The sequence below is a fragment of the Pseudomonas sp. RHF3.3-3 genome, from assembly GCF_048069595.1.
In the GTDB taxonomy this organism is placed as follows: Bacteria; Pseudomonadota; Gammaproteobacteria; order Pseudomonadales; family Pseudomonadaceae; genus Aquipseudomonas; species Aquipseudomonas fuscovaginae_B.
This window is the reverse complement of sequence record NZ_CP182250.1, coordinates 2,915,819-2,930,586: the sequence shown is the minus strand read 5'-3', so window position 1 is coordinate 2,930,586 and position 14,768 is coordinate 2,915,819. Positions and strand designations below refer to the sequence as shown.

The window sequence follows — 14,768 nt, the reverse complement described above, 5'->3', positions numbered from 1 at the left end:
AGAGGGCACCGGTGCGGAGCACCCGTGGGCCTACTGTAGGGGTGGCATGCACTGTGTCATCCAACAATAGCCGACCGGGTCGGTATGGGGTCAGGCCATGCCTCTATTGAAGATCGCCGTTAACCAGATGCGCCCCTCCCGGGCGGGGCCGGGGCACGAGGGTTCAAGCGGCAGAGGGGTCGGCAGTGCAGCCGATCCTCCATAACGAAAACACCTGCCGGGTTTCGAACCCCAACCGCCGATAGAGCGAGACAGCCGACCGGTTGTGACTGAACACATGCAGAAACGGCAGGTCACCACGCCTCAGGATATCGCGGCGCAGGCTGTTCATCAGCCGCGCGGCCAGACCTCGCCCCCTGTAGGCCTCGTCCACGCAGACAGCGCTGATCTCGATGAAGCCGTCGAGCCGCATCCGTTCACCGGCCATGGCGATCAATCGCCCTTGATTACGCAGGCCAATGTAGCGGCCCATTTCACCAGTGCGTTGGCCGAACGGGCCGGGGCGGGTCTGCTGCGCCAGCTGCAGCATCGCCGCGGTATCCGCAGGCCCTAGGCACTGCAGATCCTTTTCGTCGACCGAAGCGGGAGGGTCGATGGCGACCATCTGCAGTATCTCGCCCAGCGCCTGCATCGGCAGTGCCTCCAGCGGCGGGCAGGTGCTGATCGTCTGCATCAGCACAGGGCCGGTTTCGCCAATAAGTCGGCCAAGTGCCTGAAACGCCTCCGGGCTCGGGCTCGCCACTGCCGCAAAGGGACTGACCGCCGGCAGATAGCGCCGGGCCAGGCAACCGCCCTCCCCCAGTTCGCGTTGCCGGCCCGTCAGCGCATGCCAAGTCGGATTATCGAGCATCACCTCGTTCCTGTTCATCGTCTGCCTACCCTTCAAGGTGGTTAAAACCATCAGCCCAACTGGCCGATCAGGGTAAAGGCGAAGACCAGCGTCGCCGCGAAACCCACTAGGAAGGCCAGGGTGCGCAAGCCTGCGATACCGCCGGTGTACACCGCGAAATGCACCAGCCGCGCGCCCAGGAAGACCTTGGCCGCCATGACCGTGGCCGGGGTACTGATGCCCAGCGTGGCAGCAGTCAGCACCAGCGGCGCGAACACCGCCAGGTTCTCGATCGCATTGGCATGGGCCAGACGTGCCCGCTGTGCCCAGCGCGGCCCCTGCGGCTTGGCCGGGTCGGGGTTGCCCAAGGCCGAGGCCAGCCCCTGCATCCTTGCCCGGGCCAGGGTGTAGGGCAGCCACATCAGCGCGGTAGCCAGCACGACAAGGGTGAATGAGTAGAGTTCGCAGGTGAGTTTCATGAGTGCGTTCCAGATGGGAGACGCGACCAGTCTGTTGCGCTTGAGGCGAATGAGCTATGTTCATAAATGACTTTTTTACGATCATTCACGACATGAAAATCGATATTCTGGTACTTGATGGCGTCTTCGACACCGGCCTGACTGCGCTGCTGGATACCTTCGCGACCGCCAATGAACTGATGGCCCGGAGCGGCGATGCCAAAACGCCTTTCGAGGTTCGCCTGGCCGGCCTGCACAGCCCCGTATGCACAGCCATGGGGCTCACCACCCTGGTCGAGGACCCAGCGTGCGGACACCGCCCCGACTGGGTGATCGTGCCGGCGATCAACACCAAGCAACCCGAGCGGCTGCTGGAGGCGCTGAACCGCCGGGACGTGATAGACGCCAAGGCCCGCCTGCGCGACTGGCACGCAGCCGGCATCCCGATCGCCTCGGCCTGCCTGGGCACCTTCATCCTGGCTGATGCCGGCCTGTTGGACGGGCACAGGGCAACTACCAGTTGGCCCCTGGCAACCCTGTTTCGCCAACGCTACCCGAAGGTCGAGCTGGACGATTCGCACATGGTTATCGCCTGCGACAACCTGGTGACCGCCGGGGCTGCCATGGGCCATCTGGACCTGGCACTCTGGCTGGTACGCCAGGCCAGTCCCGATCTGGCAGCACGGGTGGCACGCTTCCTGTTGATCGACACCCGTGCCTCCCAGGGCCAATACATCATTCCCGACCACCTGGCCCATGCCGACGCACTGATCCAGCGTTTCGAGCGCTGGGCCCGCAGACGCCTGGCCCTGGGCTTTTCTCTCAAGGAGGCGGCGCAGGCTCTGCACGTCCATCCGCGCACCTTGCAAAGGCGCACCGAGGCGGTCCTGGGCAAATCGCCGCTGGCGTTTTTCCAGGACCTGCGGGTCGAACGGGCCAGGCAACGGGTGGCCAACGGCGGTGATCTGGAGGCCATAGCCGGCGAAGTCGGTTACGCCGATGCCTCAACCCTGCGCAACCTGCTGCGACGCAAACTCGGCCGTGGGGTACGGGAGCTGCGCAACGAAATCAGATAAGGCGGTGTTCCGGCACAAATCGTCAGGCCGTTGAGGCCTAATTATTACCCGGACAATATTGACGAAAAATTAATACCCGGATATTAATAGCCTCCTCACACGGAGGGATGATCAAATGTCCGAGCTGCTTACAAAACCTGTCACGGCCTTCGAGGCCCATCGTCTATTGAGCGCAGGGCCGCTGGTGGAGGTGGCACTGGCCGTCAAGGCCACTCACGAAAAAGCCCCGGCCAGTCCGGTGCTGGTGTTCGACGACCGCACCGGCCGGGTCATCGACCTGGACCTGCGTGGCACCAAGGCCGACATCATCGAGCGCCTGTCCCAGCCACCCCGGCCATCTGCCGGGCGCTATCGTCCACGCAAGGACGCGCCCACCGTGCCCGCGGCGGACCAGCCCACGGAACCGAAAGGCCGTGGCCGGCCGAAACTCGGCGTAGTGGCCCGCGAAGTGACCCTGCTGCCCCGACAATGGGAATGGCTGGCGGAGCAACCCGGCGGCGCTTCCGCCGTGCTGCGCCGCCTGGTCGACGACGCGCGCAAGAACGGCGGTTCACGCCAGCAGCGGCGCGCGGCCCAGGAGGCCGCCTACCAATTCATGCTGGCCATCGCCGGCGACTTCCCCGACTACGAGGAAGCGACCCGGGCACTGTTCGCCGACGACCGCGCGGGCCTGGAACAACGCCTCGCGACCTGGCCCGAGGATATCCGCGAGCACGCACTGCGTCTGGCCTTCGCCCCCAGGGACAACGCCCGGTAAACCACCCAATGACAGGAGTCACGATGAGCGCCCCCACTGCCCGATGCCATCTCGAGCCGACCCGGGAGGCTGGTCGACGTTTCATTCAGCGAGGCCTTGTCGGCGAAGTGACGATGCTCAACCTGCTGCGCTTTCGCGAAGTCGCCGACTACGGCGCCACCCCCGAACTGGCACCGGCGCACCCCATCAGTGGCGCCGAGGCCTTCGAGCGTTATATCCGGCACACCCTGCCGCTGCTGCGCCAGACCGGCGGCGAACTGCTTTATCTGGGCAGCGCGCAAGCCTGGCTGATCGGTCCCGAAAACGAACGCTGGGACCGGGTGATGCTGGTACGCCAGAGCAGTGTCGAAGCCTTTCTCGGGTTCGCCAGCCACGCCGGCTACCTCGAAGGCCTCGGCCACCGCACCGCGGCCCTGGAAGACTCGCGTCTGCTGCCGATGACCGCCCACCCATTCACCGCTGTCGAAGGAGCCCGCCCATGACCACCCTGCACGCCAATGGCCTGGAACTGGCCTACGACAGTTTCGGCAACCCCCACGACCCGGCGATCCTGCTGATCGCCGGGCTCGGTAGCCAGATGATCCGCTGGAGCGAACCCTTCTGCCGAGCCCTGGCGGTCGAAGGGTTCCGGGTGATTCGCTTCGACAATCGCGACAGCGGCGGCTCGACCCACTTCGGCCAGCACGGCACGCCGGACCTCGGCGCCCTGGTCGCCGCCCTGATAGCCGGGCAACGCCCCCAGGTGCCCTACAGCCTGCACGACATGGCCGGGGATGCCCTGGGCCTGCTCGACGCCCTCGCCATCGACCGAGCCCACGTGGTGGGCCGCTCCATGGGCGGCATGATTGCCCAGTTGCTGGCCTGCGAACATCCCGAACGGGTGCTGTCGCTCACCTCGATCATGTCCAGCACCGGCAACCCGGCCCTGCCCCAGGCCGCCCCTGAGGTCATGGCGATGCTGATGCGTCCGGCACCCGACCCGGCCACCGACGAAGCCGCGTTCCTGGCCCACAGCCTGGCATTTGCCCGGCGTATCGCCGGCAGTGGCCAGCCCTTCGACGAGGCAGCCCATCGCGAACTGGTCCTGGAGGAGCGCCGTCGCGCCCGCGGCAGCGGCGGCACGCCACGGCAGATCGCGGCCATCGCCGTCACCGGCGACCTGCGTTCGCGCCTGGTGGCTGTCCGTGCTCCGACGCTGGTCATCCATGGCGCGGACGATCCGCTGATCCTGCCCGCCTGCGGCCAGGACAGCGCGGCGTCGATCCCAGGTGCCGAGTTCCTGCTGATCGAAGGCATGGGTCACGACCTGCCGCCCGCGCACTATCCGGCCATCAGCACAGCGATCGTGCGCAACGCCCGCCGGGCGTGAATCATTGCCGGTCCGGCTCGCCGGCCAGCACGATGCCCGGCACCCTGGCGAAGTCGCCCTCGCGGGACAGTTCCGCGGTCCGTTCCAGCAGGTAACGCGCCGGCGGCTTGCCGACGGCCTTGCGGAACATGGTGACGAAACCGCTGGAGCTCTCGTAGCCCAGGTCCAGGGCCACGGTCTGCACGCTTTCACCCCGGCTCAAGCGGCGCAACGAAAGAATGACATGCAGTTGCCTGCGCCAACGGCCGAAGCTCACCCCGGTCTCCTGCAGCAGCAGGCGGCTCATGCTGCGCTCGCTCATGCCGATGCGGCGCGCCCACTCACCCATGGCAATCCTGGCGCTGGGCTCGGCCAGCAGTGCCTGGGCCAACTGACGCAGGCGCCGATCCCGCGGCATGGGCAGATGCAGGTCTTCCACCGGGGCCTGGCACAGTTCGTCCAGCAGCGTCGCCACCAGCCGCGCCTCACGCCCCTGTTCGGCATACAACTGGGGAAAGCTCGCCGCCCGCAACAGCAGTTCACGCAGCAGCGGCGACACGGTCAGGGTGCAGCAGAACTTCGGCAGGTCCGGTGCGGCATCGGGCTCGACGAACAGGCAGTAGCACTCCGTCTCGCCGGCACTGCGCGCCACATGCTGCAGGCCACCGGGGATCCAGACCGCGCACTGCGGCGGCACGATCCAGACCCCCTCGTCGACCTCGCAACTGAGGATGCCACGCACCGAATACAACAGCTGCGCCTTGCGATGCTGGTGGAGGTCATACTCCCAGCCGTCTGAGACCCGCGAAGCATGCAGGGCATAAACGGGACGGGGGATTTCGTCGACCGCCCCGTAGCCTGCCGGGTCGTCGAAAGGAATCTGTAGCATGCCGGGCTGTCCTTGAATGATGAACGGCCCTTGGCCGTTTTGAACAATAGTGTGGCCATATTGCGCAATGACGTCCAGCCAGGGGCCGGGTATCGTGAAGTCATTGCAGTGAAAACCCAGGAGAACGGACATGCAGGTCGATGACACCCACTTCCCACTGGTCTGGATGCAGGCAAACCGGACAGGCCTGGCCGCCGACGACAACCCCTTCGCCGGCTTCGAAGCCTTGCTGGAACGTCAGCAGCCCTTCGTTCTGCTCAACGAGGAGGGCCTCGGCGAAGGTCGTTATGAGCACACCCACGAGGAGCGAAAGCAGGTTTCGCTGTGGATGAAACGCCACAAGGAGCCGCTGCGGGCCTTCGTGAAGGTGGCGATCTATGTCGAGGCCGATGCGGCGACCCGGGCGGCGACCGAGTCCTTCGCCCCCGCCTACGAGAAATTCTGGGGCTACCCGATGCTGATCGTCGCCAGCCGCGACGAAGCCCTGGCACGGGCCCGGGACCACCTGGCGAACTGAGGCGAAGGCCGTGCAACCCATTCCATCCACGATAGAGGGGGCCCTGCCCCTGGTTGCCATCAGCACCGTTGAAATCCGCGCACTCGGCCAGGCGACCACAGCCCTGCAGGATCGCCTGGGCCACCTGCTCGAGGCCCTGCAAACCGGCTCCGGCTGCACGGCCTACAGCCTGGCGCGCAGCACCTCATGCCCGCGTGCCTGGATCCTGACCGGCTACTGGAGCGCCCTGGCACCCATGCGGGCGCATTTCGAACTGCCCTGCCTCAAGGAGCTGTTCGCCCTGACACGAGAACGGCTGGCCGACCGGCTGAGGTTCGCCACCTTCGAACTGAGCCTGCCTCCACCCGAGGAACGACCGGGCAGGTGAAACGCCTGCCCGGCCCGGCTCAGTGTCGCTGCAGCCGGAGGTAGGACTGGTGCATGTCCGCCGCCCAGCCGTCGATGACCGCTTTCACATCATCGGGTTGCATCACCTGGCTGGTGTTTTCCAACGGCTTGCCGGTACCCTGGCGGACCACTTCGCCAATCACCGCGTGGCTTTGGCCATCGAGAAAGGCGGTTTCCGTCGCCAGCGTGGTTTGCTGGTCACGAATCCCCGAAGCCGTGCTGACTGCCGCCGCTACCAGGGCGATCGGCACCAGCTCGTAGGGCTTGAGGCTTTCGGTCTTGCTGTTGACCGCGGTGATCGCCGCGCGGACCACCACCACGCCGGGGCCGGGCCCGTTGGCCAACGGCAGGGATTTGCCCAGCTCACGCTGCAGGGCCTGGTCGTAGTAGCGGGTGATGCCCTGCAAGGTCGCCAGGGGGATCTGCGCCGTGGGCTGGGGCGCGGGATACAGCTGGGTCGGCTCGATATAGACGCGGGTGTATTTCCTTGGCTCAAGCCGGGGGTCGACCCAGCGCATCACCTCGGCCCCCGAGGGGGTCTTCTCCCGCTTGAGCAGGCTGTAATCCTTGAGAAAACCCGAGTAGTGATCGGATTGAGCGGACTGGCCCGCACAACCGACCACCGCAAACGCGGCGACGCACAACGCACCGATCATCAATCCTGACTTCATGCCGACACTCCTTTTGGCTGGCCACTACCGGTACAGGAAAGGTAGGTATAGTCAAGGAACACCGTCTCGGCACCTGCCGCACTGGCGCAATCGTCGTGTCAGCGCTCAATTGCAGTTTCCGTCAGGCGGGCCTGCAAGGCCGCCCGGGAGGAAACGAACCAGACGTTCCCACCGGCATTGGACTCGGCCACGAACTCGGCCAGGGCCTTGCTGCCTCGGGTATGGGCGGATAGGTCACCGATGACGGCCACATGCAGCCGGTAGTTGACGAACTTCTGCAACAGCGCGCCGGCCAGGCCGCTGCGCAAATCGAAGAACGTTGGGGCCAGGCGTTCCACGGGAATTGCCAGCCAGCTCGCCTGCACCTCCCAGGCGGCGGCGATCAGCTCGCGAGCATCCTGCTCATGCACCAGCACTGCGCCGCTGTCGGCGCAGGCCAGCACCCGCACGGAGCCCATTCGAACCACTGTGTGCTCATGCATGGGGGGCCTCCTTCCCGCTGCGCAGAAACGCCAGTACCTCGTCGCCCTGCCCCCGGACATAGTGCGGCGCCTCGGCAACCAGACGGGTAACCGCATGGGGCACATGAGCCGCCACACGCGCCATGGTCTCACGGCTGTCGAGCAATACGTCTCTGCCCCCGGCCACCACCAACAGCGGCATATTCAGGCGACGCAGTGCCGCATCATCGAGGACCGGTACCTTTTCCAGGCGGGGCTTGAGGCTGCGGCCGATCAGTTCCATCAACTCGAATACCCCGAGCGCCTCGGCCGACAAGCCCCGGGGAGGAGCCCCGAGTACCTGTCGCCGAACCCGACGGCGCCCCCACTCCCCCAGCAACAGTAACGGCAGCGCCTTGTACCAGAACGCCCGTTGCCGGCCGATGCCCGAGGGATAGAGCAATACCAACTGCCCCACACGCTCGGGATGGCGCGAAGCAAAATCCACGGCCAGCCAGCCACCCAGAGAAGCGCCCACCAGCGCCGCCCTATTGATCCCCAACTGCTGCAGCACCTCGGCCAGCCAACTGGCATAGGCGCCACTGGCCAGGGCCGGTCTGGTCGCGGCGCTGAAGCCCGCCTCGCCGATCATATCCAACGCGTAGACGCGCAAATGCCGGGACCAATCGGCCGCCTCGAACATCCATGCGGCCGCGTTGGACAGCGAGCCGTGCAGCAGCACCACCGGCGTTGCGCTCGGGTCACCACACGCCACGACAAAGGTTTCCCCATGCGACGTCTGCAACCGCAACTGCTGGTTCGGCACCGGCCAGCTCGACAGTACCGCCCGGTAACGGTCGAGCACCTGCCGCTCAAGGGCCGCCGACTTGTAGAAACGGCTCACTGGAAGTCGTCCACCAGTGCCTGGATCGTCGCCAACAGCGCCGCCGCATCGGCGGGTGCCGCGATCAGCACGATCTTGAGCAGCGAGCGCGACAGGTCATGGGCGGTCTGGCACTGGATCGGTTCGGCCTCACCACGACGTCCCATCAGCGTGGCCTGCAACAGGGTGACCAGACGCTCGGCCTGCGGCACCGACAGTGCGGGCACTTCGACGATACAGGTGGCGCGAAGCGGCTCAGGTGGCAGGTTTTCGGCCGCCGCCCTGCCGGCAAAGGCCGCCACGTCTGCGGCCTTCAACCGATAGGATTTGCCAATGCGAGTCGCCGCCAGGCGGCCCTCGCGGATAAAGCGCAGGACCGTCTTGGCGTGCAATTGCAAACGCTCGGCAGCCTGGGCAACGGTGTAGAACTCTTCAAACATGTGAATACCAACACTCCCCATTGCTACCTAATATACAAAAAACAGGTAGCAATAGGGAACAAATCAGTCCTTCACCTTCGCCGCGATCAGGAGGAACTGCCCAGGGCTTTCAAGAGCACGGGGTCACGCCCATAGATATCCGGCGCGTAGAGCAAGGCGCCATCGTGGTCGACCTGCACCGTCCAGTACCCCAGCACGATCGGCACCGGGGCTGTCAGCCGGTACTCATGAGTGGTACCGCTGGCCAGCAGGTCATCGGTGCGGGTTCGCTCGGTGCTGCTCAACAGCAGATCACGCAGATGCAACGGCTGCTCGACCCGCACGCAACCCGAGCTGAACGCCCGCGGCCCCTTGGAGAACAGCGGCTGGCTGGGGGTGTCGTGCAGGTACACCGAGAACGGGTTGGGGAAACGCAGGACGATCTTCCCCAGCGGGTTGCGCGGGCCGGCGCCCTGGCGCAGGAGGATGTTGCCCGGTCGTTCCCAGTCGACTTCGTTCGCCGCCAGCGGGCGCCCTTCGCTGTCGAGCACCTGCAGGTTCTGCTGGGCGAGGTAGGCCGCGGGGTCAGGACGGATGGCCGGCAGCTTGTCCTCGCGAAGGATGGTCGGCGGGACGGTCCAGGTCGGGTTCAGGGTCAGGCGGGTGATGCGTGACTTGAGCAGTGGCGTCTGCCGATCGGCCCGGCCGACCTGCAGGCGCGTCTGCCACAGCGGTTCACCGTCACGATAGAAGCTCAACTGCGCCGCCGCGACGTTCACCAGCACGCCCTCGGGCTCCAGGTCCGGAGCCAGCCAGCGGAAACGTTCAAGGTTCAGCCGCAACTGTTCGCGGCGCAGCGCCGGGCTGATGTTCAGCTCGACCAGCGTGCCAGGCCCGATCACCCCGTCGGCCTGCAGCGAATGCCGGTACTGGAAGTGCTTGACCGCCTCGGCGAGGTCCTCGCCGTAGACCTTTTCAGGACCGGCGGGCAGGCGCTGCAGGTAACCTTCGGCCAGCAGGCGCCGGGCCAGGGCCGGCACCCGTGCGTCCTCCATGCCGGGCCGCAACAGCGGACCGGAGGCGAGTTCCGACCAATGCGGCAGCGGCTGCTGGCGCTGCGCCGCATAGGCGCTGCGCAGGCTGCGGTACAACTCGGCATGCGGGCGAGCCTGATCGAAGGCCTGGGCCAGGTCCTGCAAGCCGGTCGCGGCCAGCGTCAGCAGCTCGGCATCGGGTTCGCCGGTGGGTGGCTGGGAACGCCAGAGCGGCTCGAAACGCGCCTGTGACAGGCGCCCATAACGCAGGTCATGCAGGGCTTGCAGATACTGCCGGCTGATCTGGATATCGCTGCACAGCGGATCACCCGCGCCCGGCTCCCGGGCCAGCGGATAGCGTGCCGGGTCCAGCCCATCGTCAGCCAATAGTGGCAATTGGGCCTGCAACGCCGCCAGACGCCCTTCGACGGACCAGAGCGGAACATTCCCCTGCTGCTGGTAGAACGCCTGCAACCTCAGCTGTGTCGGCGCATCCAGCTGCGCGGCCAGGCCCGGACAGCTCGTCGGCAACTGGGCAAGCGCCGCCTGCAACGGCGTGGGGGGATCGCCGAGCAGATCGTCGGCCGTCGCGACCAGTGGTGCCACGAGCAGGCAAAGGCTCAAGTAACATGCGTGTTTTTTGAACAAGGGCTAGGCTCCCATCCACGATTATCGCGCGGGCGGTCTAAGGTTATGACAGAGGCGAAAACCCTCGAGACAGCCGGGATCGCACAACCCGTGGGATGCATGAACCTGCACTGAAGGCGGAGACGCTCTCTACATGCTGACATCTTGCTATCGACTCTGCCTGATTATTCTGACCCTGGCCGTACCCTTCGGTTCAGCCCTGGCCGCCAGCGCGGCAAAACCGACGCTGTACGGCAGCCTCGCCCACGCCGCGCCGGAACTCAACCCCCTGGTGCTCAAAAGCGCGCTGAATGCCATGCAGTGTGCAGTCGGTCGCGGCCATGAACAGTCCGAGCGCCTGGCGGTGATCGACTATTCACTGCCCTCCACGGCCCGCCGCCTGTGGATCTTCGACCTGCGCAAGCGCACCCTGGTACTGCGTGACCTGGTCGCCCACGGGCAGAAATCCGGAGAGAACTTCGCCACCCGTTTCTCCAACCGGGTCGGCAGCTACCAGTCGAGCCTGGGGCTGTTCCGCACCCAGGAGAGCTACGAGGGCACCCATGGCTACTCGCTGCGCATGGACGGCCTGGAACCGGGCTTCAACGACCGTGCCCGCGACCGCGACATCGTGATCCACGCCGCAGACTACGTCAGCCCCCTGTGGAGCCAGCGCGAAGGCCGCATCGGCCGCAGCCAGGGCTGCCCGGCCGTGCGCCCGCAGGTGGCGAAGCAGGTGGTCGACAAGCTCAAGGACGGCCAGTTCATGTTCTCCTGGTACCCTGACCGGCACTGGCTGAAGTCCTCGACCTACCTCAACTGCAAGCCGCAGCAGATGGCCAGTGCCAAGGCCAAGGGCGTCACCCGCTAAACCTGCTGGGTTCACGCCACACCGCCCCTGTGCCTGGTGCGCCCTCCTGTGGGAACCGGCTTGCCGGCGAAGGCGGCCGTGTGGACGGTGCAGGGCTTGCCCGCGAATGGGCCGCCCAGCCTTGCACCTGAATGCCGTCAGCGCCCGCTCTGCCCCGCCGCCTCATGCTGGCGCGCATAACTGGCCCCCATCAGGTAGAAACAGCCACCGGCAATGATGAACCCGGCCAGCATGTAGAACATGAACTGCGGCGCCCACCAGGCCAGGGCAAAGCCGCAGAGCACCGGCCCCATCGCGCCACCCAGGGCCGACAGGTTCTGTGCCCCATAGTACATGCCGCGCAGGTGCGCCGGGGCGATCCGGTCGATGAACATGTACTCGGCCGGAAACACGATGATTTCCCCCAGGGTGAACACCGCCATCGCCAGCGACCAGTGCAACACCGTGCTCGACAACGCAAAACCCGTCACCCCCAGCAGGAACAGAGTGAAGCCGGCCGTCAGCCACAGGTTCAGGTGCTCATGGCTGATGCGCTTGCCCACCAGGAACTGCAAACCGATGACCACCACCGCATTGACCGCCACCACCGCACTGATGATGCGGTAGGTGAACTCCGGGCTGGTGGTGGTCACCAGGTACTGCGACAGGTACGCGGTGAACTGCCCGAACACCACCGCGCTGAGCAGGCCACCGAGGGTGAAACAGACCAGGCGCTTGTCCCTGAGCAGAATCCGTCCCACGCCGATGAAGGACACCGGCGCGCGGGTCCGGTCGACCGGCGCCAGGTGCCGCTCGCCGAAGTGGTAATACGCCAGGAACGCCAGCGCGCCCAGCAGCGCCGAGACCACGAACGGCAGCCGAACGTCCAGGTGCGCCAGGCCCGCGCCCACGAACGGCCCCACCGCATAGCCGATGTTGATCAGCGTGTAGCGCGCCGAGAACACCCCGGCCTGCTCCGCTTCCGCCAGGACGCGGCCGAGGGTCGCCTTGACCACCACGTCGACCGCCGCATAGGCGAAGTTGAACAGCACCAGGAAAAGGAAGAACAACCAGAGCCGATGGGTGATGCACATGCCGATGAAACCGAGCATGAACAGCACGGTGAAACCCAGGATCAGGCGAAAACTCGAGCCGCGGTCGGTCAGGTAGCCGCTGTAGATACTCAGCAGCGAGCCGGCCACCAGCGCGCAGCCGACCGTCAGGCCGATCTCGCTGATCGCCAGGGAAAACTGGGTGGACAGGAAAATCACCAGGTAAGGCAGGGTAATCGCCCGCCCCAGGGTGAGGATCAACGTTGAAAACAGCAGCAGATTGACCGAAGTCGGATAACGCTTGAGTACCGCCAACATCCTTATTGCCTCCTGGTCCCACGCCACTCAGGGCAGGTCCCTGCAAGGCTCGACGCTGTCTTCTGACGAAAGGCCCAAAGTATCCCAGAAGCGGCCTGCCCCGTCATGCCCTCATACCGCGTGCACCTCACGGCATTCGCGCCAAAAGCCCGTGGGAAATTACACGCCCTGAAACATAAAGTTTCAATTTCCTCGACCGATACTCCGGCCGTGCCCCTTCGATCGGCACGTATCCCCTTTCATACCAGCGGTTTATCCCGGCGGAGATTGCCCGAATGCTTGCCCCACTCAACAGGCTGTTGGAAAACATCAGTGTCAGAGCCAAGCTCACCCTGGGCTTTGGGGTCGTCATGCTGCTGACCCTGCTGATCGCCACCACCGGCTGGCTGGGCATCCGGGCCCTTGGCGACCGCAGCGACCGCATCCTCGACATTGCCAAGCTCAACGACCTGACCCGCGACGTGCGCAATGCCCGGCTGTTCTACAGCATCAACCCGAACGCCGAGCGCGCCGCCGCCGTGGTCAAACTGCTCGACAGCCTCGACAGTCACCTGGCCAACGACCGCTCGGTGTTCCACTCCCCGGCCAGCCGGCCGCTCCTCGAAAACGCCAGCACGGTCGCCAAGAGCTACCGGGCGCATTTCAACGATTTCAGCCAGGCCGTCCAGGCCCGGGATGCGACTCGCGCGGTGTTTGGCGGTCACGCCGACGAAGCCGTCGCCCAGTTGAAGAAACTGATGGAGATGGCCACTTCGCCGAGCGGCGACCAGGCCCAGATCGACAGCCTGGTGAAAGCACAGACGGTGGTCCAGCAGGCCCGCTTCCAGTTGCGCGGTTACAGCTACAGCCTCAAGCCCGAGTTGCAGAAGCCGGCCAAGGAGGCGATCGATGACGCTATCGCCTACATCAAGACCCTCTTCAGCCACCTCCCGGCCGCCATGACCGCCGACGTGCAGCGCCTGCAGCAGGCCATGAGCAGCTACCGCGACACCGTTGCCCTGTTCTCCGATGCCCAGGACAAGGCCGACAGCGCTCAGGTGCAACTCGATGGCGACATCAAGAACCTGCTCGCGGCCACCCAGCAGCTGTCCCAGGACCAGATCGACCAGCGTCGCGACGATGTCGAGGCCGCCCGTAACCTGCTCGCCGGCGCCCTGCTCGCCGCCCTGCTGCTCGGCATCATCGCCGCCTGGGTCATCACCCGGCTGATCGTCGGCCCGCTGATGGAAACCCTGCGCCGGGCCGAACAGGTGGCCAGCGGCAACCTGAGCGACAACGCGACGGTTTCGCGCCGTGACGAACTGGGCCTGCTGCAACTGAGCATGCAGCGCATGACCCTCAACCTGCGCGAGCTGATCGGTGGCCTGCGCGACGGCGTGATCCGCATCTCCGGCGCCGCCGAGCAACTGTCGGCTGTCACTGAACAGACCCGTAAGGGAGTCAACAACCAGAGACACGAGACCGACCAGGTCGCCACCGCCATGAACGAAATGGCGGCGACCGTACAGGAAGTGGCACGCAACGCCGAACAGGCTTCCAGCGCCGCGGTCAACGCCAGCCACGAGGCGCGCGCAGGCGACGAGGTGCTGGCCCAGGCCATGACGCAGATCGAGCGGCTGGCCGACGAGGTCGGCAACTCCACCCTGGCAATGAGCGACCTCAAGCAGGAAAGCGAGAGGATCGGCAGTGTGCTCGACGTCATCAAGTCGGTGGCGCAACAGACCAACCTGCTGGCGCTCAACGCCGCCATCGAGGCGGCCCGGGCCGGCGAGGCCGGTCGCGGTTTCGCCGTGGTGGCCGATGAGGTACGCAGCCTGGCGCAACGCACCCAGAGCTCCACCGAAGAAATCGAACAACTGATCAGCGGCCTGCAGGGCGGCACCGACAAGGTCGCCAGCAGCCTGGACAGCAGCCGTGCCCTGACCGACAGCAGTGTCGAACTGACCCGCCGGGCCGGCGCCTCGCTGCATGGCATCAGCGAATCGGTACAGGCCATCGAGTCGATGAACCACCAGATCGCCACCGCCGCCGAGCAGCAGAGCGCGGTGGCCGAAGAAATCAACCGCAGCGTGATCAACGTGCGCGACATTTCCGAGCAGACCTCGACCGCCAGCGAGGAAACCGCCGCGTCGAGTGTCGAGCTGACCCGTCTGGGCAACCACCTGCAGACGCTGGTGGGCAAGTTCACCCTGTAACCCCGCAAGACGTACTGG

At 65.7% G+C, this 14,768-nt stretch carries 17 protein-coding genes; 8 read left to right on the top strand and 9 right to left on the bottom strand.

All coding sequences use genetic code 11. The features are described 5' to 3' along the window. Positions 1-163: 163 nt before the first annotated feature. Positions 164-850 (bottom strand): GNAT family N-acetyltransferase, encoded by a 687-nt coding sequence (locus tag ACMGT0_RS13465; protein WP_416772995.1) that lies wholly within the window; start codon positions 848-850, stop codon positions 164-166. A gap of 50 nt (positions 851-900) precedes the next feature. Next, on the bottom strand, positions 901-1,308 hold the full coding sequence (locus ACMGT0_RS13460) for an MAPEG family protein (protein ID WP_054062603.1): 408 nt from the start codon (positions 1,306-1,308) through the stop codon (positions 901-903). A gap of 92 nt (positions 1,309-1,400) precedes the next feature. Here ACMGT0_RS13460 and ACMGT0_RS13455 point away from each other — a divergent pair, with 92 nt between their 5' ends. The 4 genes from ACMGT0_RS13455 (at position 1,401) to ACMGT0_RS13440 (ending at position 4,489) form a co-directional block, all read left to right on the top strand. Further along, positions 1,401-2,363: a GlxA family transcriptional regulator gene (locus ACMGT0_RS13455; protein WP_416772993.1), complete on the top strand. Its 963-nt coding sequence runs from the start codon at positions 1,401-1,403 to the stop codon at positions 2,361-2,363. Positions 2,364-2,478: 115 nt separating this feature from the next. Then, positions 2,479-3,120, top strand: coding sequence for a DUF2239 family protein (locus tag ACMGT0_RS13450; protein ID WP_054062604.1), 642 nt, complete (start codon positions 2,479-2,481; stop codon positions 3,118-3,120). A 23-nt stretch (positions 3,121-3,143) separates the two neighbouring features. After that, positions 3,144-3,602, top strand: a complete 459-nt coding sequence (locus tag ACMGT0_RS13445) for a DUF1330 domain-containing protein (protein WP_054062605.1) — start codon at positions 3,144-3,146, stop codon at positions 3,600-3,602. Then, positions 3,599-4,489, top strand: a complete 891-nt coding sequence (locus tag ACMGT0_RS13440; protein WP_416772990.1) for an alpha/beta fold hydrolase — start codon at positions 3,599-3,601, stop codon at positions 4,487-4,489. Before ACMGT0_RS13445 ends, ACMGT0_RS13440 begins: the two co-directional genes overlap by 4 nt. A gap of 1 nt (position 4,490) precedes the next feature. Here ACMGT0_RS13440 and ACMGT0_RS13435 read toward each other — a convergent pair whose 3' ends face one another. Then, complete coding sequence (locus ACMGT0_RS13435; protein ID WP_054061235.1) at positions 4,491-5,357, bottom strand: AraC family transcriptional regulator; 867 nt, start codon at positions 5,355-5,357, stop codon at positions 4,491-4,493. A gap of 130 nt (positions 5,358-5,487) precedes the next feature. On the opposite strand from ACMGT0_RS13435, the gene ACMGT0_RS13430 reads away from it, so the two are divergent. Continuing rightward, positions 5,488-5,874, top strand: coding sequence for a hypothetical protein (locus tag ACMGT0_RS13430; protein ID WP_416772989.1), 387 nt, complete (start codon positions 5,488-5,490; stop codon positions 5,872-5,874). Between the two features lie 10 nt (positions 5,875-5,884). After that, a complete protein-coding gene (locus ACMGT0_RS13425; protein ID WP_054061233.1) occupies positions 5,885-6,241 on the top strand; it encodes an antibiotic biosynthesis monooxygenase in 357 nt (118 codons plus the stop codon). A 19-nt stretch (positions 6,242-6,260) separates the two neighbouring features. On the opposite strand, the gene ACMGT0_RS13420 is transcribed toward ACMGT0_RS13425, so the two are convergent. The 5 genes from ACMGT0_RS13420 to ACMGT0_RS13400 all read right to left on the bottom strand — a co-directional run bounded on the left by ACMGT0_RS13420 (position 6,261) and on the right by ACMGT0_RS13400 (position 10,356). Next, on the bottom strand, positions 6,261-6,932 hold the full coding sequence (locus ACMGT0_RS13420; RefSeq protein WP_416772986.1) for a DUF3313 domain-containing protein: 672 nt from the start codon (positions 6,930-6,932) through the stop codon (positions 6,261-6,263). 98 nt (positions 6,933-7,030) lie between these two features. Then, positions 7,031-7,414 (bottom strand): DUF4180 domain-containing protein, encoded by a 384-nt coding sequence (locus ACMGT0_RS13415; RefSeq protein ID WP_054061231.1) that lies wholly within the window; start codon positions 7,412-7,414, stop codon positions 7,031-7,033. Continuing rightward, complete coding sequence (locus tag ACMGT0_RS13410) at positions 7,407-8,276, bottom strand: alpha/beta fold hydrolase (protein WP_054061230.1); 870 nt, start codon at positions 8,274-8,276, stop codon at positions 7,407-7,409. Before ACMGT0_RS13410 ends, ACMGT0_RS13415 begins: the two co-directional genes overlap by 8 nt. Continuing rightward, on the bottom strand, positions 8,273-8,695 hold the full coding sequence (locus ACMGT0_RS13405) for a helix-turn-helix domain-containing protein (RefSeq protein WP_054061229.1): 423 nt from the start codon (positions 8,693-8,695) through the stop codon (positions 8,273-8,275). The genes ACMGT0_RS13410 and ACMGT0_RS13405 overlap by 4 nt, the downstream gene beginning before the upstream one ends. An 86-nt stretch (positions 8,696-8,781) precedes the next feature. Then, the gene (locus ACMGT0_RS13400) at positions 8,782-10,356 is read right to left on the bottom strand and encodes a L,D-transpeptidase family protein (RefSeq protein WP_416772983.1); all 1,575 of its coding nucleotides are present in this window, start codon (positions 10,354-10,356) and stop codon (positions 8,782-8,784) included. A 133-nt stretch (positions 10,357-10,489) separates the two neighbouring features. On the opposite strand from ACMGT0_RS13400, the gene ACMGT0_RS13395 reads away from it, so the two are divergent. After that, a complete protein-coding gene (locus tag ACMGT0_RS13395; RefSeq protein ID WP_054061227.1) occupies positions 10,490-11,206 on the top strand; it encodes a murein L,D-transpeptidase catalytic domain family protein in 717 nt (238 codons plus the stop codon). 137 nt (positions 11,207-11,343) lie between these two features. Here the strand turns inward: ACMGT0_RS13395 and ACMGT0_RS13390 are convergent, their stop codons facing one another. Next, a complete protein-coding gene (locus ACMGT0_RS13390; RefSeq protein WP_416772981.1) occupies positions 11,344-12,555 on the bottom strand; it encodes an MFS transporter in 1,212 nt (403 codons plus the stop codon). 275 nt (positions 12,556-12,830) lie between these two features. Between ACMGT0_RS13390 and ACMGT0_RS13385 the strand changes: the two genes are divergently transcribed. Further along, complete coding sequence (locus ACMGT0_RS13385; protein WP_054061225.1) at positions 12,831-14,750, top strand: HAMP domain-containing methyl-accepting chemotaxis protein; 1,920 nt, start codon at positions 12,831-12,833, stop codon at positions 14,748-14,750. Positions 14,751-14,768 lie beyond the last annotated feature (18 nt).